This is a genomic window from Rhizobium sp. NXC24 (assembly GCF_002944315.1).
Taxonomy (GTDB): domain Bacteria; phylum Pseudomonadota; class Alphaproteobacteria; order Rhizobiales; family Rhizobiaceae; genus Rhizobium.
This window is the reverse complement of record NZ_CP024314.1, coordinates 102,966-122,357: the sequence shown is the minus strand read 5'-3', so window position 1 is coordinate 122,357 and position 19,392 is coordinate 102,966. Positions and strand designations below refer to the sequence as shown.

Genomic DNA, 19,392 nt, shown 5'->3' with positions numbered 1-19,392 from the left:
GAGAATATCCGATCATCGCTGCGATTGCGCGCAGGCGACCTCCACCAGAACCGGACTGACGAGCGGGGTTTGGGCTTTTGTTGATTTTGCCGCCGTCAGCGCTTATGGTTCATTATTTGAACCGCAGCTTCAAATATAGACTTGCAAACATTCCCGGCCTCTGTCAAGTTATTTCGCATGTTAAGTATCTTGGGTCGCTGCTATCGTGCCGCGGCGCAAGGTCGGCGACCTGATTTGAGGGAAAGCTTCGGCCGGACACAGGAAATCAGAACCCGACCACCCAAGAGGAGGAACGATGAGCACGATCGGAAAGGCGCTTTCATTGCTGGATACCCTGTCACGGCTGGACAAGGAGGCGGGCCTGACCGACATCGCCCGCCTGTGCGCGCTGGACAAGGCAACAGCGCGACGCTTTCTGGTGGAGCTGGAAAGGCACGGCTTCGTGGAGCAGGATCAGGATACGCGCCGCTATCGCATCGGCCCGGCGCCGGTTCGCCTCGCACGCATTCGCGAAGCACGCTTTCCTTTTCTGCGGGTCGCCATCCCGTTCATCAAGTCGCTCGCCGAAACATCGACTGAGACGGTGCATCTTTCGGAATTTTCGGGAGGACGGCTTTCGACCATCCATGTGGAGGATTCGCCCCGCGCCCACCGCATCATCATCGATGTCGGCAGCCTCCTGCCCTTTCATGCCACGGCGTCCGGTCTTGCCTTTCTGGCCTTCTCTCCACGCTCAGAGATCGACGCGGCTCTCCAAAAGCCGCTCGAGAAATTTACGGACCATACCATCGTCGATCCCCTGCTGGTGCGTGGGATGCTCGATGAGACGGCAGCACGCGGCTTTTCCATCAGTCATCAGGGTTTAGAGGCCGGCGTCATCAGCGCGGCCGCGCCGGTCCGCACGCCCAATGGCCATCCCATCGGCTGCGTGGCGGTCGCCGCCCCGCTCTCACGCACGACGAAGGTAGCCATCCACGAATTTGGCGCGCAGGCAGTCGCTGCGGCCAATGCGATCTCAGAAAAATATTACGGGTCGGAAAGACCCATGGGAACCATTGCAAAAATCAGGAGGACAGATTGATGAGCCCGGAGGCTCCCTCGCCAAAGATACTCGTCATCGGAACCGGTGACACCAAATGTGACGAACTGCAATTCATGGCGTCCGTCATCGCGGAAGCCGGCGGCCAGCCAATCATGGTCGATGTCAGCATTCTCGGCGATCCGCCCTATAGTCCCGATTATTCCAAGCATGACGTCGCCAAGGCCGCTGAAACTACAATCGCGGCAATCGCCGAAAGCGGCGATGAAAACAGCGCCATGGCAGCCATGGCAAAGGGCGCGGCAGCACTGACCGGGCGCCTTCACGAAGACGGATTGGTCGACGGCGTCATCGTGCTCGGCGGCTCCATGGGGACGGATCTGGCGCTCGACGTCGCCGCCGTCCTGCCGCTCGGCGTCCCGAAATTCGTGGTTTCGACCATCGCCTATTCTCACCTTATACCGCCCGAACGCATTGCGCCCGACCTGATGATGATCCTGTGGGCCGGCGGTCTCTACGGCCTCAACAGCATCTGCCGCTCTGTCCTCTCGCAAGCCTGCGGCGCGGTCGTCGGTGCGGCAAAACACGGAAGCAGACCCGATCGCAAACGGCCGCTCGTCGGCATGACCTCGCTCGGCTCGTCCTGCCTGAAATATATGAAATATCTGCGGCCTGAGCTGGAAAAGCGCGGCTATGACGTCGCCGTATTCCATGCCACCGGCATGGGTGGACGCGCCTATGAAGCCATCGCTTCCCAGGGCGACTTTGCCGCCGTTTTCGATTTCTGCATTCAGGAAGTCAGCAACCATCACTACGGCACTGTCGTCACCTCCGGGCCGGACAGGCTGGAAAATGCCGGACGCGCCGGCATTCCGCAGATCGTCGCCCCCGGCGCTGTCGACATGGTCGATCTTCAGGCGTGGCAGGCCCTGCCGGAGATTTTTGCCGATCGTCCCTATCACGCCCACAACCGGCTGATCGGATCGGTGACCACGTCGCCAGAGGGCAGACGGGAAGTCGCCCGATTGATCGGGGAAAAACTGAAACGCGCCGAAGCAAAGGTCGCCTTCCTCCTGCCGACCGAAGGGCTGCAGGAATGGGACAAGCCGGATGAGCCGCTGCATGATCCGGAGGGCCTGGACGCCTTCCTCGATGAGATGCGCCGCGCCGTACCGTCTTCTGTCACCCTGCAGGAGGTCGATGCCCATATCAACGCGCCGGCCTTTTCGGCGGCAGCACTCGCCATCTTCGACCAATGGGTCGCCGAGGGCGTCATTCCGGAGGGACGGCCATGACACAAGACCGCGCGCTTATCCTCGACTTCGGCGGCGTCGTTACCCGCACCCTGTTCGAAACGCATGACATTACCGAACGCACGCTCGACCTTCCCAAGGGATCGCTGACCTGGCTCGGGCCATTCGATACGACCACGGACGCGCTCTGGGTTGCGATGCAGAACCGCGAAATCACCGAACGCGACTATTGGCTCAGGCGCGCCGGCGAAGTCGGCAAGCTAGTCGGCGAAAACTGGACGGATATGCAGACCTTCGTACGCCGCGCGCGCGGCGCCGAGCCGGAGCTTGTTCTGCGCCCGGAAGCGCGCGACGCCATCCTGCGTGCGAAGGAGGCAGGTCTCAAGCTGGCAATCCTGTCAAACGAGCTCGACCTCTTCTACGGCGTCGAATTCCGCCAGCGCTTTCCGCTGATTGAGCTCTTCGACGTCATTGTCGATGCCACTTACACCAAGATCCTCAAGCCCGATCCGCGCGCCTATGAGCTCGTTCTTGCCGAGCTCGATTTGCCGCGCGAGGCCTGCGTCTTCGTCGACGATCAGAGGAAAAACATCGAAGGCGCCGAAGCCGTGAACCTGCCTCACGTGCATTTCGACGTGACCCGGCCCGCTGAAAGCTATGCCCGCGCACTTGCCATGCTGGGGCTCTGAACCAAGAGGAATCGACATGCGTGAAACCAATTTCATCATCGAAAACAACGCCCGCCACCTCTGGCATCCGATGGCCCACCCTGCGGAAATGCAGGCCAACCCGCCGCGCATCATCAATGCCGGCGAAGGCGTCGAAATCGTCGATATTCAGGGCAGGAAGGTGCTGGACGCAGTCGGCGGCCTCTGGAACGTCAATCTCGGCTATTCTTGCGAGCCAGTGAAGAAGGCAATCCGCGACCAGCTTGACGAGCTGCCCTATTATTCGACCTTCCGCGGCACGACGAACTCGCCGCTGATCGAACTCTCCTATGAGCTTGCCGAATGGTTCAAGCAGGATGGCCTGAGCCGCTCCTTCTTCACCTCGGGCGGCTCGGATTCGGTCGAGACCTGCCTGCGACTGGCGCGCCAATACCACAAGATCAACGGCGAGCCGGAGCGCACCAAGTTCGTTGCGCTGAAGAAGGGTTATCACGGAACGCATTTCGGCGGCGCCTCGGTCAACGGCAACCAGAACTTCCGCCGCAACTACGAACCGCTGCTTCCGGGCGTCATCCACCTGCCCGCCCCCTTCACCTACCGCAACCCCTTCAACACCACCGACGGCGCGGAGATTGCGGCTGCGATCGGCAGGCTCTTCGAGGATGAAATCGCCTTCCAGGGCGCCGATACCATCGCGGCGCTGATCGTTGAGCCGGTGCTCGGCGCCGGCGGCGTCATCGTCCCGCACGAGACCTTCCTACCGCTGATGCGCGAGATCTGCGATCGACACGGCATCCTGCTGATCGCCGACGAGGTCATTACCGCTTTCGGCCGCACCGGCGCCTGGTCTGGATCGCGTCTCTGGGGCGTGCAGCCGGATCTGATGTCGACGGCAAAGGCCATCACCAATGGCTATTTCCCTTTCGGCGCCGTGATGATCGCGGACAAGGTGGTACAGGTCTTCGAAAGCAATAAGAGCCCGGTCGGCAGCATCGGCCACGGCTACACCTATTCCGGCCACCCGGTCGGTGCCGCCGCAGCCCTTGCCACATTGAAGGAAACCAGGCGCCTCAACGTCGCCGCCAATGCCGCGGCACGTGGCGAAGAGCTGCTGGCCGGGCTAAAGAGGCTGCAGGACAAGCATGAGCTAGTGGGCGACGTGCGCGGCAAGGGCCTGATGTGTGCCCTCGAGCTCGTCAGCGACCGGAAGAAGAAGAGCAGTGCCGCCAAAGACGTCATCCAGAAGGTTCAGGACGCAACCTATGACGCCGGCGTTCTGATCCGCACCTCGGGCGCCAACGTCATCATGTCGCCGCCGCTCATCGTTACGGCGGAGAATGTTCAGACCATCCTGACCGCGCTCGACGCAGGTCTTGCCGCGGCGAGGGGCTGATCATGTCCGATAACGCAGCCCTGATCGCGCGTCGCGAACGGCTTTTAGGCCGGAACATGTCGCTCTTCTACGACGACCCTGTGCATCTCGTGCGCGGGGAAGGCGTCTGGCTTTGGGACGCCGATGGCCGCAAGTATCTCGATTGCTACAACAATGTGCCGCATGTCGGCCATTGCCATCCCCACGTAGTCGAGGCGATCACGCGGCAGGCCTCGATGCTGAACACGCATACGCGCTACCTGCATGAAGGCATTCTCGATTATGTCGAGCGGCTGACCGCCACTTTCGACGAGAGCCTGAATGCTGCGATCCTGACCTGCACGGGCAGCGAAGCGAACGATGTGGCGCTGCGCATGGCCCAGGCCGTTACCGGCAAGACGGGCGTCATCGCCACGAACCATACTTATCACGGCAACACGACTGCCGTGTCTCAGCTATCGACCCGCATGCCGCCGGTCGGCGGCTTCGGCGGTCATGTCCGGCATGTGCCGGCGCCGGACGGCTATCGTCCGCTCGGCGGAGAAGGCGGCAATGCCTTCGCGACGGCCTTCGCGGCCGAGGTCGAGAAGGCGATCGCCTCGCTTCAGGACAGCCCACACGGCTTTTCGGCCATCATCATCGATCCGTTCTTCGCCAATGAAGGTTTTCCGGACCTACCGCCAGGCTTTCTGGACAAGACGGTCGCAGCCGTACGCAAGGCCGGCGGTCTTGTTATTACCGACGAGGTGCAACCCGGTTTCGGCCGCACCGGCTCGCATATGTGGGGCCATCAGCACGCCGGCATCGTTCCCGACATCGTGACGCTCGGCAAGCCGATGGCCAACGGCCATCCGGTCGGCGGCGTCATTGCCAATGTCGATACGATAAATGCCTTCCGCAAAGCGTTCCGCTACTTCAACACCTTCGGCGGCAATCCAGTCTCCTGTGCGGCGGCAATGGCCGTGCTTGATGTCATCGAGGACGAGAACCTCATCGAGAATGCCCGCAATGTCGGCGAATATACGCGCGATGCCTTCAAGCAGCTCGCGCAGAAGTATTCGATCATCGGCGACGTGCGCGGCAGCGGTCTCTTCATGGGCACCGAATTCGTGCTGGACAGGCAGACGAAGGAGCCGGCCGTCGCTGAGGCGACCCGGATCGTCAACGCCATGCGTGAACGCGGTGTGCTGATGGGCAAAATCGGCATTCACCAATGCGCTACCAAGATCCGCCCGCCCATGCCGTTTTCGAAGGACAATGCCGACTTCATGTTGTCGATCTTCGATGACGTGCTGGCAGGCCTGTGAGCTGCCCCATGGCCGAACACGACTTTGCCGCGCCTGCGGATGATCTCTGTGCAAGAGCCAAGGAAGCGCTCGTCCATTGGGGACTGGCGGACCAAACGCCGGAACTGCTGAAATTCCGCGAGAATGCGGTATTCAGGATCCGGATGGCCGATGGCACACCCGCGGTCTTGCGGCTACATCGTCCCGGTTATCATGACGACCGCGCTCTCGCCTCCGAACTGCAATGGATGGCGGCTTTGAAGGCCGGCGGACTACGCGTGCCAGCCCCGATCCCGACCATTGATGGGCGCAATCTGGTGACCCTGGCCGCTACGCCGTACTTTTTCACCCGGCAGGCCGATATCGTAAGCTGGATGGATGGCGAAGAGCTGGGCCGTTCCGGCACGCCGCTTCACCACTCGCGTCTGCGCCTTGAAGCGATCTTCGGCCATCTCGGCGAGGCAATGGCTGAGCTTCACAATATCTCCGACCGCTGGACACCACCGCCGTCGTTTGTGCGGCCTGCATGGGATTTCGACGGTTTACTCGGGGAAAGCCCCCTCTGGGGGCGTTTCTGGGATTGTCCCGGGCTGGCGCCAGAGGCGGCAAATCGGCTTGCCACGCTCCGGCCGCTACTCGTCGACAGCCTGAGATCGGCGGCAATATCCAGCCTCGATTACGGACTTATCCATGCGGATCTCGTCCGCGAAAATGTTCTTGTGGGTCCCGATCATGTCGAGCTGATCGATTTCGATGATGCCGGCTACGGCTGGCGCATGTTCGATATCGCCACGGCACTTCTCAGGAACCGGCGGGAGCCGGATTTCGGGCTGATCAGCGCATCGCTTATCGAGGGATATCGCAGACGACGGCCACTGTCGGATGCGGCGCTCGAAGCCCTTCCCCTCTTTCTGCTGCTGCGGAGCCTTACCTATATTGGCTGGGCCAGCAGCCGCGTGACCGCATCGGAAGCGAAGGAGCGTCTGGCGCGCTATGTTGCAGAGTCCTTGGAGCTTGCCGAGGGGCTCTCCCAGCGGTGACAGGCTCGATCATCAGGTAACGGGCTGAAGGTCTGCGACCCTCAGGTCCCCGACGGGCCGGTCTCCGGCTGCAGATGTCGCCGACGCCAGGCGGCCGGCGCTTCGCCGGTGCGTTTTCGGAAGAAACGGGAGAAATAAGCGGGATCCTCGAACCCGACCTCGCGGCCGATATCCTCGACCGGTCGGATGGTAAATTTCAACAATCGCTTGGCCTCAAGCAGCCTTCGATCAAGCAGCGTTTCCTTGACGGTATGCCCGAAAACTTCACGCGCCGCCTTGTCGAGCAAATGTGGCGTCGTCGCCAGCAGATCGACATAGCGCCCGACCGGCCAATCCTTCTTGTAGTGCTGGTCAATAGCCCGGCGCAGTGCCATTCCCAAGGCCACGGTCGGTGACGCCGTATCGAGGCCGCCCGCTCCGCCGAGGCGTGCCATCAGCGACAGCACGACCGACACTAAACTGACAAGCACCTTCTCGCTGGCACTTGCACCGGCGCGGTATTCATCAGCAATCATCGTGAGAAGCAAACCCATCCTTGTCCACGTGGGATCGGCGCTCTCTCCTTTGAGTAGCATCGGCACGTCGAGGCTGAGATCCACCTGGGGAGCCATAGCTCGCAGAAGATCATCGGAGACCGAGACGACAATAGCATCTGACTGTTCGCCGACATCGAAACCGTGCACCACACGGCTCGGCACAAAACTGATGGCCGGAGCCGAAAAATTCCAAGTCTCGTCCTCGATCCGGTAGGTGCCTCCACCCTCGAACCAATAGGTTATTTGCCCCATCAACGGGTGCTGGTGTGGAGCAACATGGCCGAAATGCTCGCTTTTTCGGTCCATGACCGTCTCGACGTGGAGGAAACCGACGTCGAGTTCACGGGCGGGTTCGCCGTAGACGAAGAAGGATGGAATATCATTTCTCGCAACCATGCCGCAAAAAGTACAAGCGAATTGCCCTCTTTGTCCATGGTCCCGCCGGCTCTCCCGATCTAGCTTTTGTCAACATTTCAGGGGAGGAACGCGATATGCGAGCTGAAGACCACCGCGGGGACAGCACCCGTCCATTTACCGGCGCCGAATATCTCGCCAGCCTGCGTGACGGGCGTGAGGTTTATATCAACGGCGAGCGAATTGCCGATGTCACCGCTCATCCGTCGATGCGCAATTCCGCTCGCTCCATCGCGCGGATGTACGACGCCCTGCATGACGAAAAGACGAAGGAGCGTCTGACCTCACCGACCGACACCGGCTCGGGCGGCTACACCCACAAATATTTCCGGGTCGCGAAATCCTCTGCGGAACTCGTCGCCCAGCAGGGCGCCATCGCCGACTGGGCGCGCATGTCCTATGGCTGGATGGGCCGCACCGCCGATTACAAGGCGGCCCTCATGAACACGCTCGGTGCCAATGCCGACTGGTACGGGCCATTCAAGGACAATGCGCGTTCCTGGCATAAGCGGGCGCAGGAATCCGTTCTTTTCATGAACCACGCGATCGTCAATCCGCCGATCGATCGCCACAAGCCCGCCGATGCCGTCAAGGACGTCTTCGTCCATATCACCAAGGAAACCGATGCCGGCATATATGTTTCCGGTGCCAAGGTGGTGGCAACCTCCTCGGCGCTCACCCACTATAATTTTCTCGCCCAAAGCTCGGCGACGGTGACGGAAGACCCTTCATTGTCGGTGATGTTCATCGTGCCGATGAATGCGCCTGGCATAAAGATGTTCTGCCGCGTCTCCTACGAGCAGACTGCCAACACCGTCGGTCAGCCCTTCGACTATCCCCTGTCCTCGCGCTTCGACGAGAACGATGCAATCCTGGTGCTCGACAATGTGTTCGTGCCCTGGGAGGACGTGCTCGTCCTTCGCGATGCCGCCAAGATCCTGTCGTTCCATCCGGCCTCCGGCTTCATGCACGGCTACTGCTTCCAGGGTTGCACGCGCTTTGCCGTCAAGCTCGACTTCCTGGCCGGCCTGCTCGCCAAGGCATTGCGCGCCACCGGCGGCGATGCCTTCCGCGGCAACCAGGCGGCGCTTGGCGAAGTCATCGCGCTTCGCCACATGTTCTGGTCCTTCTCCAATGCTATGGCCTACAATCCGCAGTCCTGGGCGAACGGCGCGGTGCTGCCGAACATGGAAGCCGCCCTTTCCTACCGCACCTTCATGTCGGAGGCCTATCCACGCGTCATCGAAACAGTGCGCAAGGTTGTCGCCTCTGGTCTGATCTATCTTCCCTCCTCGGCCAAGGACTTCGGCAATCCGGAGATCGACCGCTATCTCGCGCAATATGTCCGCGGCTCGAACGATATGGGCCATATCGAACGCATCAAGATCATGAAACTGCTTTGGGACGCGACCGGCACCGAATTCGGTGGACGCCACGCTCTTTACGAACTCAACTACGCCGGCGCGCCGGAGGAGGTCCGGCTGCAGGTGCTGAAGGGCGCGGAGCGCGGCGGGCGTCTCAAGGAGATGGAAGCGCTCGTCGATCGCTGCATGAGCGACTACGACGAAAACGGCTGGACCGGCGATACGTGGTTGCCGCCGATCGACAGAACAATCCTCACCCGCAACGCGGCTGAATGAGGCACGGCCATGGAGGAGCAAGTCTCGAAAATCGAGTTCCGCAATGCGATGGCCAGGGTCTGCGCCCCGGTCAACGTCATCACCACCAACGGACCTGCCGGGCGGGGCGGGTTTACCGCCACGGCGATGTGCAGCGTCACGGATGAACCGCCGACGCTTCTGATCTGCATGAACAGCCGCTCGGCGCAGAGCGGGCTCTTCGTTGAGAACCGTCGTTTCTGCGTCAACGTGCTGACCGGCGAGCACAAGGAACTCGCCGGCTATTTTGCGGGCCAGCAATCCGACATGGAGGCTCGCTATGCGGCCGCCGAGTGGACGGACCTGCGCTCCGGCAACCAGGCGCTCGCCGACGCGATCGTCTCCTTCGACTGCCGGCTGGTCGAGTCGCGCCTCATCGGCACGCACAATATCTTCATTGGCGAAGTGGTTGACATTCGCTCGCGCAAGGATGGTCACGCCTTGCTCTACTTCGATCGTAACTACGTACACGTACCGACGCAGGCCGGCAGCTTCGGGGGCTAAGAGCCGCCGAAGTCTATGCGTCATCCACTCCCGCAATCGTAATCGTCGAAAGCCGCTTGACAGCCGCCCGTATATTTAACATGTTAATTATGAGACGACGACAGGGAGGACCCATGCCACATCTCGCCATAGAATATTCGGCCAATCTAGAGGGGCGCGCCGACATTGGTGCGCTCTGCGAGCTGCTGTTGAAGACGGTTCTGGAAACCGGCCTCTTCGAGGTCGGTGCCGTGCGGGTGCGCGCCTTTCGCGCCGATCACTACGCAATTGCCGACAAGCTGCCCGAGAACGCCTTCGTCGATCTGAACTTCCGCATCGGGAAAGGCCGCACGGACGACGAAAAGAAGCGGGCCGGCGAAGCGATCTTTGCCGCGGCAATCGACGTTCTCGCCCCTCTCTTCGAGACGCCGCATTTCGCCCTCTCGCTGGAAATCCGCGAGATCGACGCGGAGCTGAGTTGGAAGAAGAACGCCATCCATCCGCGGTTACGCGGCAAGTGACACCCCTTCGCGGGACGACGTAACACCAAAGGAATAGACGATGTCCAAACTGCAGGAAAACATCGCGAAGGCCGAAAGCTTTCTCGCCCGGTTCAAGGATCGCGGCGTACTCAACCGCATCAATGGCGAGGATGTGCCGGGTGATGATGGTTCCACCTTCGAGACCATCTCGCCCGTCGATCTGAAGCCGCTCGCCACCGTTGCCCGCGGCAAGGCCGCCGACATCGACCGCGCCGCAAAGGCCGCGAGATCTGCCTTCGCCGAATGGGCTGCCCTGCCGGGCGATGCGCGCAAGAAGCTCCTGCACAAGATTGCCGACGCGATCGTCGCCCGTGCTGAGGAGATCGCCTTCGTCGAATGCATGGATACCGGGCAGTCCCTGAAATTCATGGCCAAGGCCGCCTTGCGCGGCGCGGAAAACTTCCGCTTTTTCGCCGACCGCGCACCAGAAGCCCGGGATGGCAAGTCACTGCGTACCGATAGTCAGGTCAACCTGACGACTAGGACGCCGATCGGCCCGGTCGGCATCATCACGCCCTGGAATACACCTTTTATGCTGTCAACCTGGAAGATCGCGCCGGCGCTCGCCGCCGGCTGCACCATCGTCCATAAGCCGGCCGAATTCTCGCCGCTGACGGCCCGCCTGCTCGTCGAAATCGCCGAAGAGGCCGGCCTGCCGAAGGGTGTCTGGAATCTCGTCAACGGCTTCGGCGAGGATGCCGGTCGCGCACTGACGGAGCATCCGCTGATCAAGGCGATCGGCTTCGTCGGCGAAAGCCGCACCGGCTCGATGATCATGAAGCAGGGCGCCGACACGCTGAAGCGCGTGCATTTCGAGCTCGGCGGCAAGAACCCGGTCATCGTCTTTGCTGATGCCGATCTGGAGCGCGCAGCCGATGCCGCCGTTTTCATGATCTATTCGCTGAACGGCGAGCGCTGCACCTCCTCCTCACGCCTGCTGGTCGAAGAAAGCGTCTACGACAAGTTCACCGCGATCGTCGCCGAGAAGGCCAAGCGCATCAAGGTCGGCCATCCGCTGGACCCAGAAACGGTCGTTGGCCCGCTCATCCATCCCGTGCATGAACAGAAGGTGCTGGAATATATCCAGATCGGCAGATCGGAAGGCGCAACACTTGCGGCCGGCGGCGAGAAACTCAACGGCCCGGGCGGCGGTTGCTACGTCTCGCCCACCCTGTTCACCGGTGCCAACAACCAGATGCGTATCGCCCAGGAAGAGATCTTCGGGCCGGTGCTGACCGCCATCCCCTTCAAGGATGAGTCCGATGCGCTCGCCCTTGCCAACGACGTCCAATATGGCCTGACCGGCTATCTCTGGACGTCGGACGTCACTCGCGCCTTCCGTTTCACCGACCATCTCGAAGCCGGCATGATCTGGGTGAATTCGGAAAATGTGCGCCACCTGCCGACCCCCTTCGGTGGGGTCAAGAGCTCCGGCATCGGCCGCGACGGCGGCGACTGGTCTTTCGATTTCTACATGGAAACCAAGAACATCGCCTTCGCCACCAAGCCGCACGCCATCCAGAAACTCGGCGGCTGAGCCGCCAACACGCATAAAGAGGAGGAACAAATGCCCCTGCCGAAACCCAATCTCTATCCGCCCTTCAACATCGTGCGCCTCAGCCATGTCGAATTCGGCGTCACCAATCTTGCCAAGTCCCGTGCCTTCTATGTCGACACGCTCGGCCTGCAAGTGACGGACGAGACCTCCGACACGATTTACCTGCGGGCAATGGAGGAACGCGGCCACCACTGCATCGTGCTCAAGAAATCCGACAAGGCCGAAGCCCGCGATCTCGGCTTCAAGGTCTTCGGCGACGAGGACCTCGACAAGGCGGCGCATTTCTTCAAGGGCAAGGACCTGCCGGTCGAATGGGTCGAGCGTCCCTACCAGGCGCGGACCTTCCGCACCCGCGACCCCCACGGCATCCCGCTCGAATTCTATTCGAAGATGGATCGCCTGCCGCCGATCCATCAGAAATATGCCCTCTACAAGGGCGTGAAGCCGCTGCGCATCGACCACTTCAACTGCTTTTCGACCAATGTCGACGAGAGCGTCGCCTTCTATAACGAACTCGGCTTCCGTGTGACCGAATATACCGAGGATGAGGAAACCGGCCGCCTCTGGGCGGCCTGGACGCATCGCAAGGGCGGCGTCCATGATATCGCTTTCACCAACGGCCGTGGCCCGCGCCTGCACCACACCGCCTTCTGGGTGCCGACGCCGCTGAACATCATCGACCTGCTCGACCTGATGGCGACCACCGGCTGGGTTGCCAATATCGAGCGCGGTCCGGGACGTCACGGCATTTCCAACGCCTTCTTCCTCTACATCCTCGATCCGGACGGCCATCGCATCGAGATCTATTGCTCGGACTATCAGACCGTCGATCCCGATCTGGAGCCGATCAAGTGGGACCTCAAGGATCCGCAGCGCCAGACGCTGTGGGGCGCACCCGCTCCCAAATCCTGGTTCGAACATGGCAGTCTGTTCGCCGGTGCTGAAGTAGCCGAGCCTGACTTGAAGGCACAGCCGATTATCGCGCCCTAAGCGTTACCTTTGAGAGCGGGCGAAAACGTCCGTTTCTCATCAACCTTCGCGATGCGAGGAGGCCGTCATGCATTTGAAAGACGCAACATTGTTCCGGCAGGCCGCATTGGTTGGTGGCGACTGGATCGAGGCAGGGGACAACGCAATCAAGGTCGACAATCCGGCGACCGGTGAGATCATCGGCCACGTTCCCAATCTGGGCGCTGCCGAGACCAAAAAGGCGATTGCCGCGGCCGAAGCCGCCCAGAAGGAATGGGCCGCCCGCACCGCCAAGGAACGCTCCGGCATCCTGAGGCGCTGGTTCGAGCTGATGATGGAAAACCAGGATGATCTCGGCCGCATCCTGACGGCCGAACAGGGCAAGCCGCTGCCCGAGGCCAAGGGCGAGATCGCCTATGGCGCCAGCTTCATCGAATGGTTTGCCGAAGAAGCCCGTCGCGTCTATGGCGACATCATTCCCGGCCACCAGAAGGACAAGCGCATTCTGGTGATGAAGCAGCCGATCGGCGTCGTCGCCGCGATCACTCCCTGGAACTTCCCGAATGCGATGATCACCCGCAAGGCCGGTCCTGCCTTTGCCGCCGGCTGCGCCATGGTGTTGAAGCCGGCCTCGCAGACGCCGTTTTCGGCGATCGCGATAGCGGTCCTTGCCGAACGCGCCGGCCTGCCCAAGGGCTTGTTCAGCGTGTTGACCGGCTCGGCCCGCGCCATCGGCGGCGAGATGACGGCAAGCCCGGTCGTGCGCAAGCTCACCTTCACCGGCTCGACCGAAGTCGGCGCCGAGCTTTACAGGCAGAGCGCGCCGACTATCAAGAAACTCGGCCTGGAGCTCGGCGGCAATGCGCCCTTCATCGTCTTTGACGATGCCGATCTCGATGCCGCCGTCGAAGGTGCGTTGATCGCCAAGTTCCGCAACAACGGCCAGACCTGCGTCTGTGCCAACAGGCTCTATGTGCAGGACGGTGTCTATGATGCCTTTGCCGACAAGCTCTCTAAGGCGGTCGGCGCACTGAAGACCGGCAATGGTTTCGACGAAGGCATCAATCTCGGCCCGCTGATCGACGAAGCAGCCCTTGCCAAAGTCGAGGAGCATGTCGCCGATGCGCTTTCCAAGGGCGGCCGCGTCGTTGCCGGCGGTCATCGCCATCCGCTCGGCGGACGCTTTTATGAGGCGACGGTGCTTGCCAATGTTACCCCCGCCATGGCTGTCGCCAAGGAAGAGACCTTCGGACCGGTGGCTCCGCTCTTCCGCTTCAAGGACGAGGCCGATGTCATTGCCCAGGCCAACGACACCGAATTCGGTCTTGCCTCCTATTTCTATGCCAAGGATCTCGCCCGCGTCTTCCGCGTCGCAGAAGCGCTCGAATACGGCATGGTCGGCGTCAATACCGGCTTGATCTCGACGGCCGAAGCGCCTTTCGGCGGCGTCAAACTCTCCGGTCTCGGCCGCGAGGGATCGCGCTACGGCATCGAGGAGTTCACCGAAATCAAATATGTCTGCCTCGGCGGCGTCGTCTGAGGCCAAGGAAGGCCCGAGATAAGCATGACCCATCCCAGCTTTAGTCTCAAGGCGAGGCTGCAGCAATTTGAAAGAGCCGGCTGTTCGCCGTGGAACATTGCGCAGGGGATGGCACAGCGCCGAGACAACGCAGTACCAAATAGGGAATGATATATGGACAGCGAAGAATTCCGTCATTGGTCTCGAAAAGTCGCCGACTGGGGCACCGATTATCGCGCGGGCCTGCGCGAGCGGCCTGTACGGGCGCGGACGAAGCCTGGCGACATCGCGCGGCAAATCGCTGATGCGGCACCGGAAGCGGGCGAGGCCATGGAGGCGATCTTTGCCGATTTCGAGCGCATCATTCCGGATGGCCTGACGCACTGGCAGCATCCTCGCTTCTTCGCCTATTTCCCGGCAAATGCCGCACCAGTCTCGGTAATCGCAGACTATCTCGTCACCTCCATCGCCGCGCAGTGCATGCTGTGGCAGACATCGCCGGCGGCGACGGAGCTTGAAACTCGCGTGGTCGACTGGCTGCGACAAGCTATGGGACTTCCGGATGGTTTTGCCGGTGTCATCCAGGATTCCGCCTCAACTGCGACGCTCGCAGCCGTACTGGTGATGCGCGAAAAAGCTCTCGGCTGGAAGGGCAACAGCGACGGGCTTTCAGCGCACAAGGCCGTACGCGTCTATGCCTCCAAACAGGTGCACACCTCCATTGACCGGGCGATCTGGATAGCGGGCATCGGCGAGGCAAATCTCGTGCGCATCCCCACCAAAGGCCCGCTCAATGGCATGGACCCTGAAGCGCTCGATGCCGCGATCAAGGCCGACCTTGCCGCCGGCCATATTCCGGCCGGCGTCATCGCCTGCACGGGCGGTACCTCTATCGGCGCCTGCGACCCGATCCGCGCCGTTGCGGAAGTCGTGAAGGCGCACGGGCTCTACCTGCATGTCGACGCCGCCTGGGCCGGCTCCGCGATGATTTGCCCGGAGTTCCGCAGGCTTTGGGATGGTGTCGAGGCTGCGGACTCCATCGTCTTCAACCCTCACAAATGGCTCGGTGCCAATTTCGATTGCTCGGTACAGTTCATCCGCAGCCCGGAAGACCAGGTACGCACGCTCGCCATTCAGCCGGAATACCTGAAGACGCATGGTCATGACGGCATCATCGACTACTCCGAATGGTCCGTGCCGCTCGGCCGTCGTTTTCGCGCGCTGAAACTCTGGTTTCTCATGCGCTATCACGGGCTTGAAGGGCTGCGCACAATGATCCGCAACCATGTGGCCTGGTCGGAAGAACTGGCAAAACGACTTGCCGCCGAACCGGATTTCGAACTCGTTAGCGAACCGGTGCTCTCGCTCTTCTCCTTCCGCCACAAAGGCGGTGAGGACGTCGACCGGCACAATATTGCGCTGGTCAACGCCATCAACGACGATGGCCGCATCTATCTCACGCAAACACGCGTCGACGGGCGTATCGCTATTCGCTTCCAGGCAGGCCAGTTCGAGATGACCCGCGATGACGCCGACATGGCCTTCACGGTGATCACCGAGATTGCCCGCAGTTTGACATAGGAGACCATTTTGACCGAACGGCCCCGCCTCGCCAGCTTTTCTCACCACGGCACCTTGAAATATGGTCTCGTCAAGACCGATGGTGTCGTCGACCTCTCTGCCCGCCATGGCGCAACATGGCCGACGCTCCGCGAAGTTATCGAGGCCGGTCGCCTCGCTCAACTCGCCGAGGAAGCCAAAGCGCTGAAGCCGGATTTCGCGTTCGACGACATCCGCTTCGAAATTCCCATTCCGTCGCCGGAAAAGATCATTTGCGTCGGGGTCAACTTCCCCGACCGCAACGAGGAATACAAGGATGGGCAGGCAGCCCCTTCCAACCCCTCCCTCTTCATCCGCTTTCCGCGGTCGTTCACTGGGCACGATCAGCCCTTGATCCGACCGCCGGAAAGCCCGCAGCTAGACTATGAAGGCGAGATCGTCATCGTCATCGGCAAGGGTGGTCGCCGGATCGCCGAAGCCGACGCCTTCTCCCATATCGCGGCCCTGTCGCTCTGCAATGAGGGCACGATCCGCGACTGGGTGCGCCATGCGAAATTCAACGTCACCCAGGGCAAGAACTTCGATCGCACCGGCGCGATCGGGCCCTGGCTGATCCCCTTCACCGATGCAGCACAGCTTGAAGACATCGAGCTTAAGACCCGCGTCAATGGCGAAGTGCGCCAGAGCGACCGCACGAGCCGGATGATCTTCTCCTTCCGCAAGATCATCAACTACATCTCCACCTTCACCACGCTCGTCCCCGGCGACGTCATCGTCACGGGCACGCCGACGGGCGCCGGCGCCCGCTTCGATCCGCCGATCTGGCTGAAACCCGGCGATGTCGTCGAAGTCGAAGCCGATGGCATTGGCATCCTGAAAAACACCATCGCCGACGAGGTGCTCTGATGCTGTCGCATGAAGAAATCCAGGCAGCCGCCGAAAGCCTCGATCAGGCAGAGCGGACCCGTGTCCAGACCGGACTTCTCTCGCTGAAACACCCAGAGATGACTATGGACGACTCCTATGCCGTCCAGAGCGCCTGGGTGCAGAAGAAGATTGCGAGCGGCCGCAAGCCGATCGGCTGGAAGATCGGGCTGACATCGAAGGCGATGCAATATGCCCTCAACATCAACATTCCCGATTCTGGCGTGCTCTTCGACGACATGGTGTTCGAGGATGGTGCGACCGTACCGGCCGATCGCTTCATCCAGCCGCGCATCGAGGCCGAGATCGCCTTCGTGATGAAGGCGCCGCTCAAGGGGCCTGATATCTCGATCTTCGATGTGCTCAACGCTACCGACTACGTGACGCCTGCCCTCGAAATCCTGGATACCCGTATCCTCCGGGTCGATCCGGAGACGAAGAAAGCGCGCACCATCGTCGACACCATCTCCGACAACGCCGCCAATGCCGGCATCGTCACCGGCGGCCGCGCCGTGCGGCCTGGCGAGATCGACATGCGCTGGATGGGCGCGATCGTCAGCCGCAATGCCGAGGTCGAAGAGACCGGCCTTGGCGCCGGCGTGCTTAACCAGCCTGCACGCGGCATCGCTTGGCTTGCCAATCGACTGTCGCAATATGGCGATGGCATCGAGGCCGGCCAGATCGTGCTTGCCGGCTCTTTCATTCGCCCGATCGAGGCGCGGCACGGCGACACGATCAATGCCGATTTCGGTCCCTACGGGTCGGTCAGCCTGTTCTTTGCGTGAAGGAGTGAAGCATGCCGGCGCCCAAGAATCTTTTTAAACAGGCCCTGAAGGAAGGGCGGGCGCAGATCGGTCTCTGGCAGGCGCTTGCCAATGCCTACACCGTCGAGATCTGCGCCGGCGCCGGATACGACTGGCTGCTGCTCGACGCCGAGCATGCGCCGAATGATGTGCCGCTTCTCGTCTCGCAATTGCAGGCGATGAAGGGCACTGCCAGCCATGCGGTGATCCGCCCGCCGATCGGCGAGACCTGGATCATCAAGCAGATGCTCGATATCGGCGCTCAGACCCTGCTGATCCCGATGGTCGACAGCAAGGAGATGGCCGAGACCATGGTCAGGGCAGTGCGATATCCGCCGCATGGCGTGCGCGGTGTCGGTGCAGCGCTTGCCCGTGCCTCCGCCTTTAACCGTATTCCGGACTATCTGCCGACGGCGAATGACGAGATCTGTCTGCTCCTGCAGGTGGAAAACCGCGCCGGGCTTGCCGCGCTCGATGACATCGCCTCGACCGAGGGCGTCGATGGAATCTTCATCGGCCCCGCCGATCTCGCCGCTGATATGGGCTATCTCGGCAAGCCGGGCGCACCTGAAGTGCAGGCAGAAGTCGAAAAGGCGCTTGCGAAGATCCAGTCGCACGGCAAGGCGGCCGGCATTCTGATCGGCGACCTCTCGCTTGCGAAACGCTATCTCGAACTTGGCGCGACCTTCGTCGCGATCGGCAACGACGTCACCCTGCTTGCCAACGCAACCACCAAGCTCCTCGACGACTTCAAGAAGGCGGATGCCGCCAAGCCGCCGGCGGACGCAAAAGTCTACTGATTTCCCGAACCTCCTCGGACATTGCACGTTTGGCTGCTTCCAATCGTGGGAATTCCCCGCGCGGGCTGCATTGTGCACGCTCAGTCAAAACGGACTGCAGAGATGGACGCGACGCCTCCAGACACACCGGTCATCATGATCCGGAAAGCCAGGAGGAGGAAACATGCGTTTCAAGAACAAGACCGCCTTGATCACCGGCGGCGGTACGGGCATCGGAGCGGCGGTCGCGCGCCGCATCCGGCAGGAAGGCGGCAACGTCGCGCTCGTCGGGCGCCGCCCTGAACCGCTTCGCGCCGTTGCCGAAGAGATCGGCGCTGCCGTCGTCACGGCCGATGCGGCCGATAGCGCCGCCATGAAAGCCGCTGTCGAAAAGGTCGTAGAAACCTTCGGAGGCCTCGATATCCTCATTGCCAATGCCGGCGGTCACGGCGTTGGGCCGACGGTCAGCATGTCGGACGAAACATGGGACCTCGCCGTCCGCCTCAATCTCAACACCGCCTTCGTCAGTGCCCGTGAATCCCTGCCGCATCTCATCAGGAGGCGAGGCAACATCGTCGTTCTCGCCTCGATTGCGGGGCTCTTCGCCGGGCCGGATGCGGCGGGCTACGTCACCATGAAGCATGGCTGCATCGGCCTCGCGAAATCTCTGGCCCGCGACTATGGCCGCAAGGGCGTGCGCACCAACAGCGTGTGCCCCGGCTGGGTCACGACAGCCATGGCCGACGAGCAGATGGAATTCATCGTCGAGAAATACAAGCTGAGCAGCATCGAGGAGGCCTACGCGCTCGTCACCAAGGACGTACCGCTTGGCCGACCGGCAACGGCAGAAGACGTCGCCAATGCCGTCTGCTTCCTGGCTTCGTGCGAAGCATCGATGATCAATGGGGCGGTCCTGACCGTCGACGGCGGCGCCGGCACGGTCGACCTGCCGACCTTGGCATTTGCAAAATAACAGGGAGGAGACACTG

Annotated in this window: 18 protein-coding genes; 17 read left to right on the top strand and 1 reads right to left on the bottom strand. The window is 61.6% G+C overall.

Going from position 1 to position 19,392, the window contains the following annotated elements; all coding sequences use genetic code 11:
* Positions 1–295: 295 nt before the first annotated feature.
* From NXC24_RS24610 to NXC24_RS24585, 6 genes are read left to right on the top strand one after another with little or no spacing between them, the layout of a single operon-like run.
* Positions 296–1,081 (top strand): IclR family transcriptional regulator, encoded by a 786-nt coding sequence (locus NXC24_RS24610; RefSeq protein ID WP_104826051.1) that lies wholly within the window; start codon positions 296–298, stop codon positions 1,079–1,081.
* Positions 1,081–2,334 carry a Tm-1-like ATP-binding domain-containing protein gene (locus tag NXC24_RS24605; protein WP_104826050.1) on the top strand — a complete coding sequence of 418 codons (1,254 nt, stop codon included), beginning with the start codon at positions 1,081–1,083 and terminating at the stop codon, positions 2,332–2,334. Before NXC24_RS24610 ends, NXC24_RS24605 begins: the two co-directional genes overlap by 1 nt.
* Complete coding sequence (locus NXC24_RS24600; protein WP_104826049.1) at positions 2,331–2,981, top strand: HAD-IA family hydrolase; 651 nt, start codon at positions 2,331–2,333, stop codon at positions 2,979–2,981. Before NXC24_RS24605 ends, NXC24_RS24600 begins: the two co-directional genes overlap by 4 nt.
* Positions 2,982–2,997: 16 nt before the next feature.
* Positions 2,998–4,353, top strand: coding sequence for an aspartate aminotransferase family protein (locus NXC24_RS24595; RefSeq protein WP_104826048.1), 1,356 nt, complete (start codon positions 2,998–3,000; stop codon positions 4,351–4,353).
* A 2-nt stretch (positions 4,354–4,355) separates the two neighbouring features.
* On the top strand, positions 4,356–5,639 hold the full coding sequence (locus NXC24_RS24590; protein ID WP_104826047.1) for an aspartate aminotransferase family protein: 1,284 nt from the start codon (positions 4,356–4,358) through the stop codon (positions 5,637–5,639).
* An 8-nt stretch (positions 5,640–5,647) separates the two neighbouring features.
* Positions 5,648–6,658 (top strand): phosphotransferase, encoded by a 1,011-nt coding sequence (locus tag NXC24_RS24585; RefSeq protein WP_104826046.1) that lies wholly within the window; start codon positions 5,648–5,650, stop codon positions 6,656–6,658.
* Positions 6,659–6,699: 41 nt separating this feature from the next.
* Here NXC24_RS24585 and NXC24_RS24580 read toward each other — a convergent pair whose 3' ends face one another.
* Positions 6,700–7,590 (bottom strand): helix-turn-helix domain-containing protein, encoded by an 891-nt coding sequence (locus tag NXC24_RS24580; RefSeq protein ID WP_104826045.1) that lies wholly within the window; start codon positions 7,588–7,590, stop codon positions 6,700–6,702.
* Between the two features lie 95 nt (positions 7,591–7,685).
* Here NXC24_RS24580 and NXC24_RS24575 point away from each other — a divergent pair, with 95 nt between their 5' ends.
* The 11 genes from NXC24_RS24575 to NXC24_RS24525 all read left to right on the top strand — a co-directional run bounded on the left by NXC24_RS24575 (position 7,686) and on the right by NXC24_RS24525 (position 19,376).
* A complete protein-coding gene (locus tag NXC24_RS24575) occupies positions 7,686–9,248 on the top strand; it encodes a 4-hydroxyphenylacetate 3-hydroxylase N-terminal domain-containing protein (RefSeq protein WP_104826044.1) in 1,563 nt (520 codons plus the stop codon).
* Between the two features lie 9 nt (positions 9,249–9,257).
* Positions 9,258–9,770 (top strand): flavin reductase, encoded by a 513-nt coding sequence (locus tag NXC24_RS24570; RefSeq protein ID WP_104826043.1) that lies wholly within the window; start codon positions 9,258–9,260, stop codon positions 9,768–9,770.
* A 113-nt stretch (positions 9,771–9,883) separates the two neighbouring features.
* Positions 9,884–10,270 carry a 5-carboxymethyl-2-hydroxymuconate Delta-isomerase gene (locus NXC24_RS24565; protein ID WP_104826042.1) on the top strand — a complete coding sequence of 129 codons (387 nt, stop codon included), beginning with the start codon at positions 9,884–9,886 and terminating at the stop codon, positions 10,268–10,270.
* A 40-nt stretch (positions 10,271–10,310) separates the two neighbouring features.
* Positions 10,311–11,828 carry a 5-carboxymethyl-2-hydroxymuconate semialdehyde dehydrogenase gene (hpaE, locus tag NXC24_RS24560; RefSeq protein ID WP_104826041.1) on the top strand — a complete coding sequence of 506 codons (1,518 nt, stop codon included), beginning with the start codon at positions 10,311–10,313 and terminating at the stop codon, positions 11,826–11,828.
* Positions 11,829–11,858: 30 nt separating this feature from the next.
* Positions 11,859–12,839: a 3,4-dihydroxyphenylacetate 2,3-dioxygenase gene (hpaD, locus tag NXC24_RS24555; protein WP_104826040.1), complete on the top strand. Its 981-nt coding sequence runs from the start codon at positions 11,859–11,861 to the stop codon at positions 12,837–12,839.
* Positions 12,840–12,906: 67 nt separating this feature from the next.
* Entirely contained in the window at positions 12,907–14,358 is a 1,452-nt protein-coding gene (gene gabD, locus NXC24_RS24550; protein WP_104826039.1) for an NADP-dependent succinate-semialdehyde dehydrogenase, read from the top strand.
* Positions 14,359–14,511: 153 nt separating this feature from the next.
* Entirely contained in the window at positions 14,512–15,918 is a 1,407-nt protein-coding gene (locus NXC24_RS24545) for a pyridoxal-dependent decarboxylase (protein WP_104826038.1), read from the top strand.
* A 9-nt stretch (positions 15,919–15,927) separates the two neighbouring features.
* Positions 15,928–16,803 (top strand): fumarylacetoacetate hydrolase family protein, encoded by an 876-nt coding sequence (locus NXC24_RS24540; RefSeq protein ID WP_104826037.1) that lies wholly within the window; start codon positions 15,928–15,930, stop codon positions 16,801–16,803.
* The gene (hpaH, locus tag NXC24_RS24535; protein WP_104826036.1) at positions 16,803–17,606 is read left to right on the top strand and encodes a 2-oxo-hept-4-ene-1,7-dioate hydratase; all 804 of its coding nucleotides are present in this window, start codon (positions 16,803–16,805) and stop codon (positions 17,604–17,606) included. The genes NXC24_RS24540 and hpaH overlap by 1 nt, the downstream gene beginning before the upstream one ends.
* 11 nt (positions 17,607–17,617) lie before the next feature.
* A complete protein-coding gene (gene hpaI / locus NXC24_RS24530) occupies positions 17,618–18,424 on the top strand; it encodes a 4-hydroxy-2-oxoheptanedioate aldolase (RefSeq protein WP_104826035.1) in 807 nt (268 codons plus the stop codon).
* Positions 18,425–18,587: 163 nt separating this feature from the next.
* Positions 18,588–19,376, top strand: a complete 789-nt coding sequence (locus tag NXC24_RS24525) for an SDR family NAD(P)-dependent oxidoreductase (protein ID WP_104826034.1) — start codon at positions 18,588–18,590, stop codon at positions 19,374–19,376.
* Positions 19,377–19,392: the final 16 nt, after the last annotated feature.